Here is a 15,063-nt window from a genome sequence, read left to right as displayed (position 1 = left end):
CCATCGAACAGTATTGGGCCTGTTCCCTTTTTTGAAGGGAACAGGCCTTGCCATTGATGCCATCAACGTTGAAGCATGCACACTGAATCTTTGCCCCGGCCGATGCGTCTGCGCTGGACTGAACGCGGCGCCGGCTGGCTGGCGGGCGCCGGCCTGATCGCCCTGGCCGTGCTGGCCCCCGTGCTGACGCTGGGCTGGTGGGCGCTGGGTGGGGAACTTTCGCACTGGCAGCATCTGGCCAGCTACGTGCTGCCGCAGGCGCTTGCCAACACGGCCATTCTGCTTGCCGGGGTGGGCGTGGTCGTTACGCTGTTGGGCACCGGCGCCGCCTGGCTGGTGACCGCTTACGACTTTCCCACGCGCCGCGTCCTGACCTGGGCGCTGCTGCTGCCGCTGGCGGTGCCTACCTACATCATCGCGTTCGCCTACCTGGATCTGCTGCATCCCATCGGCCCCATCCAGACTGCCATCCGCGCGCTGCTGGGCTATGACAGCCCGCGCCAGTTTCGGCTGCCCGACCTGCGTTCCATCTATGGCGCGATTTTCGTGCTGGGCTTCGTGCTGTACCCCTACGTCTACCTCAGCACCCGCGTGATGTTCATGACGCAGGCGGCCAGCCTGCTGGAGGCCGCGCGCACCCTGGGCGCCGGCCGCATCGCCGTCTTCTGCCGCGTGGCCTTGCCGCTGGCGCGCCCCGCCATCGTGGTGGGCGTGAGCCTGGCGCTGCTGGAAACGCTGAACGACATCGGCGCCTCGGAATTCCTGGGTGTGCAAACTTTGACCGTCTCGGTCTACACCACCTGGGTCACCCGTTCCGACCTGGCCGGCGCGGCGCAGATCGCGCTGACCATGCTGGCCATCGTGATCGGCCTGATCCTGCTGGAACGACACGGCCGCAAGCGCCAGCGTTATGCCAACACGCAGCGCATGCGCCCGATGCAACCGCGCCGCCTGCGCGGCCCGGCCGCCGCCGTGGCCACGCTGCTGGGGTGGATACCCGTGGTGCTGGGTTTTGTTGCGCCTGCGCTTTACCTGATCGTGGAAACCTACAAGCGCCTGGACCAGGTTGGCGGCGTATCGGACCAGCTCATTAACGGCCTGTCGAACACGCTGATCGTGGCGTTCAGCGCCACCATCGTCACGTTGCTATGCGGCTTGATCGTGGCTTGGGCGGGGCGCACCCTGCGCGAAAGCGCCGGGTTCAACCCCGGCCGCGCCTGCGCGCGCATTGCCAGCCTGGGCTACGCCGTACCAGGCACCGTGCTGGCCATTGGCCTGCTGACGCCGTTCGTCTGGATCGACACGGCGGTGGCCAAGGTATTTGGTGGAACGGGCCTGTTCCTGATGGGGTCCATGGCCGCGCTGGTGTGCGCGTACGTGATCCGCTTCCTGGCCATTTCCACCGGCGCGCTGGAAGCGGGACTTGCCCGCATTCCGCCTTCGCTGGAACAGGCCTCGCGCCTGTTGGGCGAGACATCCGGGGGCACGCTGCGCCGCGTGCACTTGCCGCTGCTGCGCCCCGCGCTGGCGGCCAGTGCGCTGCTGGTGTTCGTGGACGCCATGAAAGAGCTGCCCGCCACCCTGCTGCTGCGCCCCATGAATTTCGACACGCTGGCCACCTGGCTCTACGCCGAAGCCGCCCGTGGCACGTACGAGGAAGGCGCCGTCGCGGCGCTGGCGATCGTGCTGGCCGGCCTTCTGCCCGTCATCCTGCTGGCGCGCACCAATCTGAAAATGGGACATTGATCATCGTGCCCGATCTGCTAGAAATCGAACATCTTTCCCTGGCCTACGACACGCCCAAGGGCCTGAAACCCGTGGTGCAAGACCTGTCGCTGGGCCTGCCTGTGGGGCATATCGGCTGCCTGCTGGGTGAATCGGGTTGCGGCAAGACGACCGTGCTGCGCGCCATTGCCGGGTTTGAGCCGGTGCGCGCGGGGCGCATTCTGCTGGACGGCACGGTGATTTCTTCGGCCGCCGAACAGGTTGCGCCCGAGCACCGGCGCGTGGGCATGATGTTCCAGGATTACGCCCTGTTCCCACATCTGACGGTCGCGCTGAATGTGGCGTTCGGCCTGCGCAAGCTGCCGCGAGCCGAGCGCGCGCGACGCGTCGAGGAAATGCTGGAACTGGTGGGCCTGGCGCACGCCGCCGCCAGCTACCCGCATGAAATCTCGGGCGGGCAGCAGCAGCGCGTGGCGCTGGCGCGCGCGCTGGCGCCCTCGCCCGACCTGCTGCTGCTGGACGAGCCATTTTCAAACCTGGATGTGGATACGCGCGAACGCCTGGCGTTTGAAGTGCGCGACATCCTGAAAACGACCGGCCACACGGCCATCCTCGTCACACACAACCAGGCCGAAGCCTTCGCTATTGCCGACCGCATCGGTGTCATGACCCAGGGCAGCATCGCGCAATGGGACACCCCATATAACCTGCACCATCAGCCCCGCAACGACTTCGTGCGCGACTTCATCCGCCGCGAAGCGTTGGAAGAACAGCGCGAGCAGGCTTTCGCCCGCGGGCGCTGATTTCCATTCCGCAATTCCATCCAGCATTTCCATCGCGCATTGCCATCGCGCATGCAGCGCGGCAGTGCTGGCCCCACCCGCCGGCGGTCAGTCCGCCGACAGCTTCACCTTTTGCGACAGCGCCTTGAACGATTCGTACTGGCTGGCGGTCAGGCGTTGCACTTCTTCCGGCGTGGATCCATAGGGCATGAATCCGGCCTGCTCAAGCTTGTCCTTCACTTCGGGCAAGGCCAGCGCCCACTGAAAGGCTTCGCTAAGCGCGCGCGTGGCTTCCGGCGACATGTTCGCCGGGCCGTACACCGCAAACCAGGGGTCAACCACCGCACCGGAATAACCGAGTTCGGCCAGCGTCGGCACGTCCGGCAACGCCGGCGCGCGCTTGCTGCCCGTGACCGCCAACGGGCGCACCTTGCCCGACTTGATGTGCGGCAACGACGCCGGAAGGTTGTCGAACATCACAGGCAAGTGCCCGCCCAGCAAATCGTTCAGCGCCTGCGCGCTGCCCTTGTACGGAATGTGCTGCATGCCCGCGCCGGTCAGCTGGTCGAACATCACACCGGCCAGATGCATGGACGTGCCCGTGCCCGGCGTGCCGAACGACGTGCCGGGATGTTGCTTGGCGTAGGCGACCAGATCCTTCACGCTGTCGACCTTCAAGGCGGGGCCGGTTTCCAGCACCACCGACGACGCGCCCAACATGCTGACGCCCGTGAAATCCTTGGTGGGATCGAACGGCATCTTCGGGTAGACGAAGGGGTTTAACGCGTTGGTGGAAATGGCGCCGAAACCGATCGTGTAGCCGTCGGGCGCGGCCTTGGCAACCGCGTCCATGCCGATATTGCCGCCCGCGCCGGGGCGGTTTTCAACAATGACGGGTTGCCCCAGTTTTTCGGCCACCTTCTGGCCCGCCGTGCGCGCCACCAAGTCGGTAGTGCCGCCGGCCGTGTACGGCACGATGAAGGTGATGGGCTTGGTCGGGTAGCCCGCGGCCAGCGCCACGGACGCGCCGTGCACCAGCGCCAGCGCGGCCACGCCGCGCACCAGATTGAATGTATGGCGATGCATGTGTCTCCATCCTGTTGTTATCAAAGATTGGAGGCGCATCATACTGCCGCGCAGGGCTTGCGCGGCAGGGGGGGCACGTCTATATGCGGCGTCTATTTTCGGCGTCTATTTTCGGCGTCTATTCACGACAACGATTCGCGACAACGATTCGCGACGACCATTCCCGACGGCCATACGCTCAGGCTCGCGGTTCCGGCAGCGGGATGAATTCCGTCTCGTCGCCAGGCACCACTTGGTCGAAACGGGTGCGCTGCCAGTCCTGCTTGGCTTGCTCGATCCGGTCCTTGCTGCTGGAGACGAAGTTCCACCAGACATAGCGCGGACCATCCAGCGGTTCGCCGCCGATGACGGCAAAGCGGGCAGCCGTGATGGCGCGGATCTGCACCGGCCGGCCCGGCGCGAACACCACCAGCCGTCCGCTTTCAAACACCTGCCCGTCTACCTCGACCGTGCCTTGCGCCAGGTACGCCGCACGCTCTTCGTATTCGGCCGGCAGCACCGTCGTGGCGCCCGCCTGCAATTGCAGGTCGCCGTAGAACAGCGGCGACAGGGTCTTGACCGACGACGTCTTGCCAAACAGCGAGCCCGCCACCACTTGCGCACGCACGCCCTCGCCTTCGATCACGGGCTGGGCATCCAGGCCGTAGTGCGTGAACCCGGGGTCCGTTTCTTCGTACTTGGTGGGCAGGCCCACCCAGATCTGAAGGCCACAGAGGCGCTGCGGCGCCAGGCGCGCTTCGGGCGACGAACGCTCCGAGTGCACGATGCCGCGCCCTGCCGTCATCCAGTTCACTTCGCCAGGAAGAATGGTCTTGGTATTGCCCGCGCCGTCGCGGTGCACCATCGAGCCTTCATACAGATAGGTAACGGTAGACAAGCCAATATGCGGATGCGGCCGCACATCAATGCCCGAACCCACGTCGAAGTCGGCGGGACCCATATGGTCCAGGAAAACAAACGGGCCAACCGTGCGACGCTGCGCCGACGGGATGGCGCGGCGAACGGAAAAACCGCCCAGATCAGAGGTGCGCGGCACGACGACGGTTTCGATCTGGCTTTCGCCGGCTTCAGACAAGGTGGACATGGTGCAGTACTCCGCATGAATAGGCCAAGGGCCATGTTAAGGCCCAGCGGCCTCGTCAAAACAATCGCCGGGCGGAATTCGTTTCCGCCCGGCGCTCTAGGCTTACGCCAGGTCAAACACCAGCACTTCGGCGTTCTTGCCGCCCGACAGCTCGACACGGGTTTCGTCCGTGATCGCCACGGCGTCGCCGCCCGACAGTTCAACGCCGTTGACCGTCACGCTGCCACGGGCCACGTGCACCCAGGCACGGCGGCCGGCCGCCAGTGTCAGCGTGGCCGATTCGTCGCCATCGAACAGGCCGCCGTAAAGGCGCGCGTCTTGATGGATCTTCATCGACCCGTCATCACCATCCGGCGACACCAGGGCTTGGAGGCGGCCACGCTTTTGCGCATCGCTGAACTCGCGCTCTTCATATTCCGGCGCAATGCCGGTGACGTTGGGCTCGATCCAGATTTGCAACATGTGCGTTTCGGCATCCGACAGCGGGTTGAACTCCGAGTGCATCACGCCACGCCCGGCGCTCATGCGCTGCACATTGCCCGGCTTGATGGTCGAGCCGCTGCCCATGCTGTCCTTGTGGGCGATGGCGCCGTCCAGCACATAGGTAATGATCTCCATGTCGCGATGCCCGTGGGTGCCAAAGCCGCGAGCGGCGGCGATGCGGTCATCGTTGATCACGCGCAGCGAGCCGAAGCCCATGTGGGCGGGATCGTAGTAGTTGGCGAAGGAAAAGGTGTGAAACGAATCCAGCCATCCGTGGTTGGCATGACCCCGTTCGTTAGCGCGGCGAATCGTAAGCATTGTGGACTCCTGTTTCAATAATATGAATGGTTGTAGGAATGCGGGCCTGGCTTCTTGCTGTTGCCTGTGTGCTGCATCCCTGGCATGAGTGATATTCTGCGCGCGCTGGAACCGCCGTTTGGCGCTATATTTTGACGAGATCATTCAACTTTTTTGAACGCCCCTGGCGATGCCCCCCATGCAACCCATCACCCCCGAATTGCTCATCCTGGTGGACGCTATTGCGCGTCACGGCAGCTTTGCCAAGGCGGCCCGCGAACTGGGCAAGGTGCCCTCGGCCGTCACCTATTCCATCCGCAAGCTGGAAGACGGGCTTGATGTGTTGCTGTTCGATCGTTCGGGGCACCGCGCGCTGCTGACGCCGGCCGGCGAGACGCTGCTGAAAGATGGCCGGCACGTGTTGCAGTCGCTTGATGACCTGGCGTGCCGCGTCAAACGCATTGCCACCGGTTGGGAAGTGGAACTGCGGATTGCGGTCAGCGCCGTGCTGCCCTGGCGGCCTTTGTATGACTTGATCGAGGAATTCCAGACGCTGGAAAGCGCGACGACGCTGCGTTTCTCAAGCGAGGTGCTAAGTGGAAACTGGGACGCCTTGACGTCGGGGCGCGCCGACCTGGTGATAGGCGCCGGCGCCAATGCCGAGCCCACCGGGCCGTATCGCTCGCAAGCCATCGGCACCACGCAGTTTGCGTTCTGCGTGGCCGCGCATCACCCGCTGGCGTCGTTGCCGCAGCCGCTTAGCCGCGCCGACATCACGCGATACTGCGCCGTGGTGGTTGCCGATACGTCGCGCAATCTGCCGCCGCAATCGCGCGGCATTCTGGCCGACCAACCCACGCTGGTGATGCCGTCGATGCAAGCCAAGATCGACGCGCAGGTGCGGGGGCTGGGTTGCGGCTACCTGCCGATGACGATGGCCGCGCCGTACCTGTCGCAAGGCTTGCTGGTGGTGTGCGACACCGATGAAGGGATGTCGCTGACCGAGCACGTGGCGTACGCCTGGCGCGCGGAAGCGCCGGGGGAAGCGCTGAAGTGGTGGTTGCAGAAGCTGAAGTCGCCGCGACTGTGCGAAAGCCTGCTGGGGCTGGGATAGCGGGTGAAGGGGTGAAGGGGTGAAGGGCAGGCGTCCACGCCAGACCACGCCACCTCACGCCCCGCCACGCCCCATCACATCACTCGTCTTCTATCCCCAACTCGCGCAGTTTGCGGGTGATGGTGTTGCGGCCAATCCCCAGCCGCGAGGCCGCTTCCACGCGACGGCCACGGCTGGCGTCCAGCGCGCTTTGCAGCAGGATCTTTTCAAATTGGCGCGTCAGCGTCGCCATCACAGCGGGCTCGCCGCGCTCCAGGCGGTACTGCGCATCGCGCAGCAAGGAATCCTGCCAATTGCGCGGCGCGCCGTCGTCCGCGCCCTGCCCCTGGCCGGCCTGCACCACGGTGCCGATACCCGAGATGGGCGCGGCGGGACGCAACGGCGCCATCGCAGGTTGATGCTGCTGATGTTCCAGCGCGCGGATTTCCGGCGGAAGATCTTGCCGATCCACCGTCTGCCCCGGCGCCATCACGGTCAACCAATGGCAAAAGTTCTCTAGCTGGCGCACGTTGCCGGGAAAGTCGAACTTGGTCAGCACGGCCAAGGCGTCCGGCGTCAGACGCTTGACCGGCACGCCCAGCGTGCGGGCACTGGCGGTCAGGAAATGCTGGGCCAGCGCGGGGATGTCCTCCACGCGCTCGCGCAAAGGCGGCAGACGCAGGCGAATCACGTTCAGACGGTGAAACAAGTCTTCGCGGAACAAGCCCTGCTCAACCCGCTGCTCCAGCGGCTGGTGGGTCGCCGCCACGATACGCACGTCCACACGCACCGGCTGCGCGCCGCCCACGCGATAGAAACTGCCTTCGGCCAACACACGCAGCAATCGCGTCTGCAATTCGATCGGCATGTCGCCGATTTCATCCAGGAACAGCGTGCCGCCATGCGCTTCTTCAAAGCGGCCACGACGCAGATTGTTGGCGCCCGTGAAGGCGCCGCGCTCGTGCCCGAATAGTTCGGCTTCCAGCAGATCGCGCGGAATGGCCGCCGCGTTCAGCGCCACGAAGGGGCCGCTGGCGCGCACGCCGTGGCCATGCAGTGCACGCGCCACCAATTCCTTGCCCGTGCCCGACTCGCCGGTGATCAAGACCGTGACCTTGGACTGGGCCAGCCGGCCAATGGCGCGAAACACTTCCTGCATCGCGGTAGACGACGACTGCGTCATCATCCAGCGTTCGTTGTTCTGCGCGGACTCGCCCTGCCCTTCGGGCGTTTCGGGCTGCGCGGATTCCTGCATGGCGCGTTGAATCAGCGCCACCGCCTCGTTCACGTCGAACGGCTTGGCCAGGTAGTCAAACGCGCCGCCCTGGAAGGCGGACACGGTACTGTCCAGGTCGGCAAACGCGGTCATCACAATGACCGGCAGGCCGGGATGGCGTTCCTTCAGTTGGCGCAACAGCTCCAGGCCATTGCCGCCCGGCATGCGGATATCGGACACCAATGCGACGGGCGTTTCGCGCGACAGCGCTTCCAGCACGTCGGCCGATTGGGAAAAACTACGGGTGGGGACACCAGCGCGGGCCAGGGCCTTTTCAAGGACCCAGCGGATGGCCTGGTCGTCGTCGACGATCCATACGGGTTTCATCAGTGTGCGGGCTCCATCGGTAGGACCAGGCGAAACTCGGTACGCCCCGGTCGGGATTCAAATTCGATGATGCCGCCGTGCTGTTGCACGAAGTCCTGGGCCAGGCTCAAGCCCAGCCCGGTACCGCCGGCCCTGGCCGTGACCAGCGGGTGGAAAATGCGGTCACGGATGTGGTCCGGCACGCCGGGACCGTTGTCGATAATGGACAGCACCAACGCCAGCCGGTGCTGCCGATGGGCCAGCATGACCTGGCGGGCGACGCGAGTGCGCAGCGTGACCACGCCCGGCTCCGTCTGTGGCCCTTGCGGGCGGGCGACCAGCTCTTGTGCGGCATTGCGGGCCACGTTCAGCACCGCCTGCATCAAGCGGGCCGCATCGCCTTTCAAATCGGGCACCGACGCGTCGTAGTCACGCAGGATCGTCACGTCGTTGCGGAATTCAGCCTGGATCAGGGCGCAGACGCGCTCGCAGATTTCGTGGATGTTCACCGGCCGCGCATTAAGCGGCACACGCTGCGGGCCGCTCAAGCGGTCCACCAGCGCCTGCAAGCGGTCGGCTTCGGAAATGATGACTTGGGTGTATTCGGCCAGTGCCGCGCTAGGCAGCTCGGCTTCGAGCAGTTGCGCGGCGCCGCGCAAACCGCCCAGGGGGTTTTTCACTTCATGTGCCAGGTTGCGCAGCAGTTCACGATGCGCTTCGATTTCGTCAACCAGGCGATGGTTGCGGTCGGCCAGCACGCGCTGCTCGATCTCGCGCGTTTCAATCAATACCGGCCAGCGTTGGCCGGTCAGCCCCACCGTGGTGACGGCAACTTCGACGGATTCGGCGGCGCGGCGCAACGAGGCCAATTGCCTGACGTCGGCGTACCTGCCGGCGGCGGCGCGGTCGATGGAGGACTGGATGTTCTCTGGGGTGTCGAACAGCGTGGCGGCGGAGTGCCCGCATAGTTGCTTGCGCGAGCGGCCGAACAAATCTTCGGCGGCGGCGTTGGCATACTCAATGTGACCGCGCTCGTTGACCAGGAAAACGGACGTGGCAAGCAGATCGAGAGCTTCTACATTCATTTTTCAACGTACCCGAATGACAGGGGAAAAGCGGAACGCGCCCGCGACGGCGGCGCCGGAACCCGGCGCCCTGCCCGCCAGGCGTGATGCCTGGCGGACAAACCGTCGAGCCGCGACCTGGTGGTGCGCGTGGTGTGGGCCCTGGTTTCTGCCACCATCATCGCGCTCCCCCCGCCACAGCCTCTAAACGATCAGAGGCTGTAGTACATGTCGAATTCGACCGGGTGCGTGGTCATGCGCAGACGGTTCACATCGCCCATCTTCAGGTCGATGTAGGCGTTGAGCATGTCGTTGCTGAACACGCCACCACGGGTCAGGAATTCGCGATCGGCGTCCAGGGCTTCCAGCGCTTGTTCCAGCGAGGAGCACACGGTCGGGATCTTTGCGTCTTCTTCCGGCGGCAGGTCGTACAGGTTCTTGTCGGCCGGATCGCCCGGGTGGATCTTGTTCTGGACACCGTCCAGGCCGGCCATCATCAGGGCCGAGAAAGCCAGGTACGGGTTGGCCAGCGGGTCCGGGAAACGCGCTTCGACGCGGCGGCCCTTCGGGTTGCCGACGTACGGAATGCGGATCGAAGCCGAGCGGTTGCGGGCCGAGTAAGCCAGCTTGACCGGGGCTTCGTAGTGCGGAACCAGACGCTTGTACGAGTTCGTGCCCGGGTTGGTGATGGCGTTCAGGGCGCGGGCGTGCTTGATGATGCCGCCGATGTAGTACAGGGCGAATTCCGACAGGCCGGCGTAGCCGTTACCCGCGAACAGGTTTTGGCCATCCTTCCAGATCGATTGGTGCACGTGCATGCCGGAACCGTTGTCGCCAACGATGGGCTTGGGCATGAACGTGGCGGTCTTGCCATAGGCGTGCGCAACGTTGTGCACCACGTACTTGACGATCTGGGTCCAGTCGGCGCGCTGAACCAGCGTGCTGAACTTGGTGCCGATTTCCAGCTGGCCGGCGCCGGCCACTTCATGGTGGTGCACTTCAACCGGCACGCCCATTTGTTCCATCAGCAGGCACATTTCCGAACGCATGTCCTGGAACGAATCAACCGGGGGCACGGGGAAGTAGCCGCCCTTGACGGCGGGACGATGGCCGGTGTTGCCGCCTTCGAATTCCAGGCCGGTCGACCACGAGGCTTCTTCGGATTTGATCTTGACGAAGGTGCCCGACATGTCGGTGTTCCACGTCACGCCGTCGAACACGAAGAATTCGGGTTCCGGACCAAAGTAGGCGGTGTCGCCCAGGCCGGAGGACTTCAGGTAGGCTTCGGCGCGCTTGGCCAGCGAACGCGGGTCGCGGTCATAGCCCTTCAGGTCCGACGGCTCGACGACGTCGCACGACAGGATCAGCGTCGGCTCTTCGCGGAACGGGTCCAGGTTGCCGGTGGCGCAATCGGGGATGAGCAGCATGTCGGAAGCTTCAATACCCTTCCAACCCGGGATCGACGAACCGTCGAAAGCCTGGCCGCTTTCCAGCTTGTCTTCGTCGATCTGGCTGGTGGGCACGGACACGTGGTGCTCACGGCCAACCGTATCGGTAAAGCGGAAATCCACGAATTTGACTTCGTTATCGGCGATCTGTTTCAGGACGTCTTTCGGGCTTGCCATGTCATCTCCATTAGATAAAAGGGTCGAGGGCTTTGCCGCTCGACTGGCATAAAGAGGGAAGCAATAAGCGTGCCAGGTTTTACCCCAGAGATTCCCAGGGGAAAGCTGCACGGTTACGGAAAAAGATAGCACCGGTGTGGTGCAAAGCGTGGGGCATGATTGCCCCGTTTTGGTGCAAAAGCAACTACAGGAACATTTCCTGCAAATCGTTCAAAAAGCGCCAGCCCAAGGGCGTAGCCTTCAAACGCGTCGGGTCCGCGTCCAGCAAGCCCCGTTTCGAGGCTGCCTCCAATTGGTGCGCGATGGCGGCAAGCGACAAACCGGTGCGTTCATTGAACGTTGTGGTCGGCACGCCGTCTTTCAGGCGCAGGGCGTTAAGCATGAATTCAAAGGGCAGCTCGTCCGGCCCGACCTGGCGGCTTTCAGCCAGATGGCTGCCGTCGCGCGCCATTGCCGCTTGCATCCACGAATCAGGATTGCGCAGCCGCGCCTCGCGCACGATACGGTCATGAAATGACAGCTTGCCGTGCGCGCCCGGGCCTATGCCCAGGTAATCGCCAAATTCCCAGTAGTTCACGTTGTGGCGGCAACGCGCGCCCGGCCGCGCATAGGCCGACACTTCGTACCGGGCCAACCCCGCCGCCGCCAGCTCGGCTTCAACGGCGTCCTGCATGGCGGCGCTGGTGTCGTCGTCGGGCAATTCGGCGGGCGGGAATTTGGCGAAGACGGTGTTCGGCTCCATCGTCAGGTGGTACAGCGACAGGTGTTCGGTGCCAAACGATATGGCGTGGCGCAGGTCGGTCACACAGGCGTCCAGCGTCTGGCCCGGCAAGGCGAACATCATGTCCAGGTTCACGCGCGAGACGGCGCGCTGCGCCATGTCGATTGCCGCGCGGGCCTGCGCGGCGTCGTGGATACGGCCCAGCTTCTTCAGCTGCGCGTCGTCAAAGCTCTGGATGCCCAACGAAAAACGCGTGACGCCGCTGGCGGCATAGTCGCGAAACCGGCTGGCTTCGGCCGTGCCGGGGTTGGCTTCCATGGTGATTTCGGCGTCGGGCCAAAGATTCAGGCAGGCGCGCAACATGGCCAGCAATTCGTCCAAACCCGCCGACGACAGCAGGCTGGGCGTGCCGCCCCCGATGAAGACGGACACGACTTGGCGGCCCCAGATGGAAGGCAACGCCTGTTCCAGGTCGCTGCGCAAGGCGTCCAGATAGGCGCGTTCCGGAATTTCTCCGGGCGCGGCGTGGGAATTGAAGTCGCAATACGGGCATTTGCGCACGCACCAGGGCACGTGCACATAAAGGGAAAGCGGCGGCAGGCTGGTCAGCGTGGCGCCGGCCGGGACACGAACGCGCGACGGCGACGCGCCCATGTCGTTGCGGATGGGAATGGTGATGGACATGCGGTTTCGCTTAAGCGCTTATACGTGGCTAAGCTTGCTCAACAATTCGCGCAGCGCGCGGGCGCGGTGGCTGACGCGGTTCTTTTCCTCGGGGTCCAGCGACGCCGCGGTCAGCGCCATATCGGGCAGATAGAAGTGCGGATCGTAGCCAAAGCCGTTGGCCCCTTCGGGCACGTCGATGATTTCGCCATGCCACAGCCCTTCTCCGATGATCGGGCAAGGGTCGTTCTCCGAACGCACCAAGGCCAGCACGGCCACATACCAGGCGCGGCGGTCGGTGACCCCCGCCAGGTTCTGCACCAGCAGCGCGTTGTTCGCCTGGTCCGACTTTTCGCCCCCGTGCATCTTGGCGTAGCGGGCCGAATACACGCCGGGCGCGGCGCCCAAGGCGGCGACACACAGGCCGGAATCGTCGGCCAACGCCGGCAGCCCGGTCAGGCGGCTGGCATGCCGCGCCTTGGCCAGCGCGTTCTCAACAAAGGTGACATGGGGTTCTTCGGCTTCGGGCACGCCCAGGTCGCCTTGGGGCACTAGTTCAATACCAAGCGGTGCGAACAAGGCGGAAAATTCGCGCAGCTTGCCGGCGTTGTTGGACGCCAGCACGATGCGGCGCAGGGATTCGGGAATCTTGGGGGAAGTCATAGCGCAAATTGTATAGGGCGCACGCGGTGCGCGGCGCCAGCCGGCACTGCGCCGCGTCCGCAAGCGAAGCAAGGGCAAATCTCGGTTGACAGCTATGTAACAGCGCCTGAATATGGCGCGTCGCTGGTAGCGGCAACAACGCAGACATATTTTGTTGTCAACATGACGAATCTTGTCACTGAACGTATCTGACGCCCCCGGCGATGACTTCCCTACAAGCTATGCCACGGCAGGCCACGGCCCGCGCGCCCCACTCCATACCGGGCGATGCGCCCGCACCCGTCGGCCTGGCCGGCATTTTGCGCGACCGTCTGCTGCGGCCGCGCTATCAACCGGTAGTGGATCTGTCCCACAGCCGCATCTATGGGCATGAAAGCCTGATCCGCGGCCCCGCCGACACCGCCCTGCACTTTCCCGATGCCCTGTTCGCCGAAGCGCGCCGCCGCGGCTTGCACCCGCAGCTGGAACTGGCCAGCTTTCGGGCGGGCGCGCAGGGTTTTCAGGACGCCCCCGGCAAACTGTTCCTGAACCTGTCGGGCTCGGCGCTGATCCACTTCTGGACGCTGTGGGGCGCAGACCTGCCAGAGCGGCTGCTGAAAGATTGCGCCCTGCCGGCTTCCAGCATCATCGTCGAACTGACGGAACAGGACCCGCTGTCGGACCACATGGGCGAACTGGGCAACGCGTTTGCCTGCTTGCGCGAACACGGCATGCGCATCGCGCTGGACGACTACGGCGTGGGCAATTCCAATTTGCAGCTGTGGTCGGAAATGCAGCCGGACCTGGTCAAGATCGACCGCTATTTCTTTGACGGCATCGGCCACGACGACCGCAAGCAAAGCATGGTCCGCGCCATTCTGAAAGTGGCGCAGCACCTGGGCACCGCGATCGTCGCCGAAGGGATTGAAACCGCCGAAGACCTGGCCATGGTGCGCGAGCTGGATATCCGCTATGCGCAAGGCTGGTTCCTGGGCCGCCCCGAAGAAACGTTGTTGACCGAACTGACGCCGCCGCTGCGCGACTCATTGCGCGTGCGCAGCTCGGCGCCCCTGTCGCAACGGGCGGCGGGCGGCACCGCGGCCAGCCTGCGCGTGGAAGCGCCGGCCGCGCTGCTGGACAAGCACACGAACGATGACGTGCACCGGCTGTTTATCGAACACAAGACCATGCATGCCGTGGCGGTGGTGGACGCCGAAAATCGCCCCGTCGGCATTATCAACCGCCGCGATTTTTCCGAACACTATGCGCAGCGCTACACACGCGAGCTGTTCGGCCGCGACCGTTGCTCTACCTTCATGAACGCCGAGCCGGTGCTGGTCGACCTGAATGTATCCATCGACCAGCTCAGCCACGTGCTGATCTCGGAAGACCAGCGCTACCTGATGGATGGCCTGATCATCACGCGCGACGGCCGCTATGACGGCCTGGCTACCGGCGAAACCCTGGTGCGTTCCGTGACCGAAATGCGGATCGAGGCGGCGCGCTACGCCAACCCCTTGACCTCGCTGCCGGGCAACATCCCCATCAGCCGCCACATCGCCACCTTGCTGGAAGACGCCGCGGACTTCACCGTCTGCTATGGCGACCTGAACAACTTCAAGCCGTTCAACGACGTCTACGGCTATTGGCGCGGCGACGACATGATCATGCTGACCGCCGAAGTCATCAAGCAGCATTGCGACCCGCTGCGCGACTTCGTCGGCCACGTGGGCGGCGACGATTTCGTGGTGCTGTTTCGCAGCGCCGATTGGGCCGAACGCGTCCAGCGGATCATCGCCGAATTCAACGAACAGGCCACGGCGCTGTACGACGACCAAGGCCGCCGGAACGGCGGCATCGAGGCCGAGGACCGCTACGGCGTGCCGCGCTTCTTCCCGTTCGTGACCCTGGGTGTGGGCGCGCTGACCGTTACGCCGTCGCTATGCGAGCGCATCCGCCCGGAAGACATCGCGTCGGCCGCCGCGCACGTCAAGCACAAGGTCAAGCATGGGAACCTGTCGCTGGTGATCGAGCGCTACAGCGGCGGCATCCTGTCCCAGCTGTCCGATTAATCCGCCCACGGATGCCTGAACGGCGGCGGCGTTGCGCGCCGCCTGTTCGATCTGGAACACGGCCACCGCGCGGCGCAGGCCTTGCGCCTGGGCTTCCAGGGCGGCTGCCGCGGCCGCCGTCTGTTCGACCATGGCGGCGTTTTC

Annotated in this window: 12 protein-coding genes; 4 read left to right on the top strand and 8 right to left on the bottom strand. The window is 64.6% G+C overall.

Features of this window, described 5'->3' with window-relative positions; all coding sequences use genetic code 11:
- The first annotated feature begins 75 nt into the window (after positions 1-75).
- Positions 76-1,746 carry an ABC transporter permease gene (locus V6F88_RS03985; RefSeq protein WP_120155452.1) on the top strand — a complete coding sequence of 557 codons (1,671 nt, stop codon included), beginning with the start codon at positions 76-78 and terminating at the stop codon, positions 1,744-1,746.
- 5 nt (positions 1,747-1,751) lie between these two features.
- On the top strand, positions 1,752-2,528 hold the full coding sequence (locus V6F88_RS03980) for an ABC transporter ATP-binding protein (protein WP_332608071.1): 777 nt from the start codon (positions 1,752-1,754) through the stop codon (positions 2,526-2,528).
- 87 nt (positions 2,529-2,615) lie between these two features.
- Here the strand turns inward: V6F88_RS03980 and V6F88_RS03975 are convergent, their stop codons facing one another.
- From V6F88_RS03975 to V6F88_RS03965, 3 genes are all read right to left on the bottom strand, one after another.
- Positions 2,616-3,593, bottom strand: coding sequence for a Bug family tripartite tricarboxylate transporter substrate binding protein (locus V6F88_RS03975; RefSeq protein WP_332608070.1), 978 nt, complete (start codon positions 3,591-3,593; stop codon positions 2,616-2,618).
- 178 nt (positions 3,594-3,771) lie between these two features.
- Complete coding sequence (locus V6F88_RS03970; protein WP_332608069.1) at positions 3,772-4,677, bottom strand: pirin family protein; 906 nt, start codon at positions 4,675-4,677, stop codon at positions 3,772-3,774.
- A gap of 102 nt (positions 4,678-4,779) precedes the next feature.
- Positions 4,780-5,478, bottom strand: coding sequence for a pirin family protein (locus V6F88_RS03965; protein ID WP_046804933.1), 699 nt, complete (start codon positions 5,476-5,478; stop codon positions 4,780-4,782).
- Positions 5,479-5,656: 178 nt separating this feature from the next.
- Between V6F88_RS03965 and V6F88_RS03960 the strand changes: the two genes are divergently transcribed.
- Entirely contained in the window at positions 5,657-6,571 is a 915-nt protein-coding gene (locus V6F88_RS03960) for a LysR family transcriptional regulator (RefSeq protein WP_332608068.1), read from the top strand.
- Positions 6,572-6,650: 79 nt separating this feature from the next.
- Here the strand turns inward: V6F88_RS03960 and ntrC are convergent, their stop codons facing one another.
- The 5 genes from ntrC to rdgB all read right to left on the bottom strand — a co-directional run bounded on the left by ntrC (position 6,651) and on the right by rdgB (position 12,868).
- The gene (ntrC, locus tag V6F88_RS03955) at positions 6,651-8,153 is read right to left on the bottom strand and encodes a nitrogen regulation protein NR(I) (protein ID WP_332608067.1); all 1,503 of its coding nucleotides are present in this window, start codon (positions 8,151-8,153) and stop codon (positions 6,651-6,653) included.
- Positions 8,153-9,217 carry a nitrogen regulation protein NR(II) gene (glnL, locus tag V6F88_RS03950; protein WP_046804936.1) on the bottom strand — a complete coding sequence of 355 codons (1,065 nt, stop codon included), beginning with the start codon at positions 9,215-9,217 and terminating at the stop codon, positions 8,153-8,155. The genes ntrC and glnL overlap by 1 nt, the downstream gene beginning before the upstream one ends.
- Before the next feature lie 191 nt (positions 9,218-9,408).
- The gene (glnA, locus tag V6F88_RS03945; RefSeq protein WP_006219661.1) at positions 9,409-10,821 is read right to left on the bottom strand and encodes a type I glutamate--ammonia ligase; all 1,413 of its coding nucleotides are present in this window, start codon (positions 10,819-10,821) and stop codon (positions 9,409-9,411) included.
- Positions 10,822-11,005: 184 nt separating this feature from the next.
- Complete coding sequence (gene hemW, locus V6F88_RS03940) at positions 11,006-12,226, bottom strand: radical SAM family heme chaperone HemW (protein ID WP_332608066.1); 1,221 nt, start codon at positions 12,224-12,226, stop codon at positions 11,006-11,008.
- 18 nt (positions 12,227-12,244) lie between these two features.
- Complete coding sequence (gene rdgB / locus V6F88_RS03935) at positions 12,245-12,868, bottom strand: RdgB/HAM1 family non-canonical purine NTP pyrophosphatase (protein WP_332608065.1); 624 nt, start codon at positions 12,866-12,868, stop codon at positions 12,245-12,247.
- A gap of 203 nt (positions 12,869-13,071) precedes the next feature.
- On the opposite strand from rdgB, the gene V6F88_RS03930 reads away from it, so the two are divergent.
- Complete coding sequence (locus tag V6F88_RS03930; protein WP_332608064.1) at positions 13,072-14,919, top strand: EAL domain-containing protein; 1,848 nt, start codon at positions 13,072-13,074, stop codon at positions 14,917-14,919.
- Positions 14,920-15,063: the final 144 nt, after the last annotated feature.

The organism is Achromobacter sp. ESBL13 (assembly GCF_036668755.1).
Lineage (GTDB): Bacteria > Pseudomonadota > Gammaproteobacteria > Burkholderiales > Burkholderiaceae_B > Achromobacter.
Note: the sequence above shows the minus strand (reverse complement) of the source record. Positions and strands in the feature narration are given on the sequence as shown.

Bases quoted from the DNA above. Each gene is read 5' to 3' on its own strand.
- glnL (WP_046804936.1), bottom strand. From the start codon at position 9,217: ATGAATGTAGAAGCTCTCGATCTGCTTGCCACGTCCGTTTTCCTGGTC.
- V6F88_RS03975 (WP_332608070.1), bottom strand. From the start codon at position 3,593: ATGCATCGCCATACATTCAATCTGGTGCGCGGCGTGGCCGCGCTGGCG.
- rdgB (WP_332608065.1), bottom strand. From the start codon at position 12,868: ATGACTTCCCCCAAGATTCCCGAATCCCTGCGCCGCATCGTGCTGGCG.
- V6F88_RS03985 (WP_120155452.1), top strand. From the start codon at position 76: ATGCACACTGAATCTTTGCCCCGGCCGATGCGTCTGCGCTGGACTGAA.
- V6F88_RS03930 (WP_332608064.1), top strand. From the start codon at position 13,072: ATGACTTCCCTACAAGCTATGCCACGGCAGGCCACGGCCCGCGCGCCC.
- glnA (WP_006219661.1), bottom strand. From the start codon at position 10,821: ATGGCAAGCCCGAAAGACGTCCTGAAACAGATCGCCGATAACGAAGTC.
- hemW (WP_332608066.1), bottom strand. From the start codon at position 12,226: ATGTCCATCACCATTCCCATCCGCAACGACATGGGCGCGTCGCCGTCG.
- V6F88_RS03965 (WP_046804933.1), bottom strand. From the start codon at position 5,478: ATGCTTACGATTCGCCGCGCTAACGAACGGGGTCATGCCAACCACGGA.
- ntrC (WP_332608067.1), bottom strand. From the start codon at position 8,153: ATGAAACCCGTATGGATCGTCGACGACGACCAGGCCATCCGCTGGGTC.
- V6F88_RS03970 (WP_332608069.1), bottom strand. From the start codon at position 4,677: ATGTCCACCTTGTCTGAAGCCGGCGAAAGCCAGATCGAAACCGTCGTC.
- V6F88_RS03960 (WP_332608068.1), top strand. From the start codon at position 5,657: ATGCAACCCATCACCCCCGAATTGCTCATCCTGGTGGACGCTATTGCG.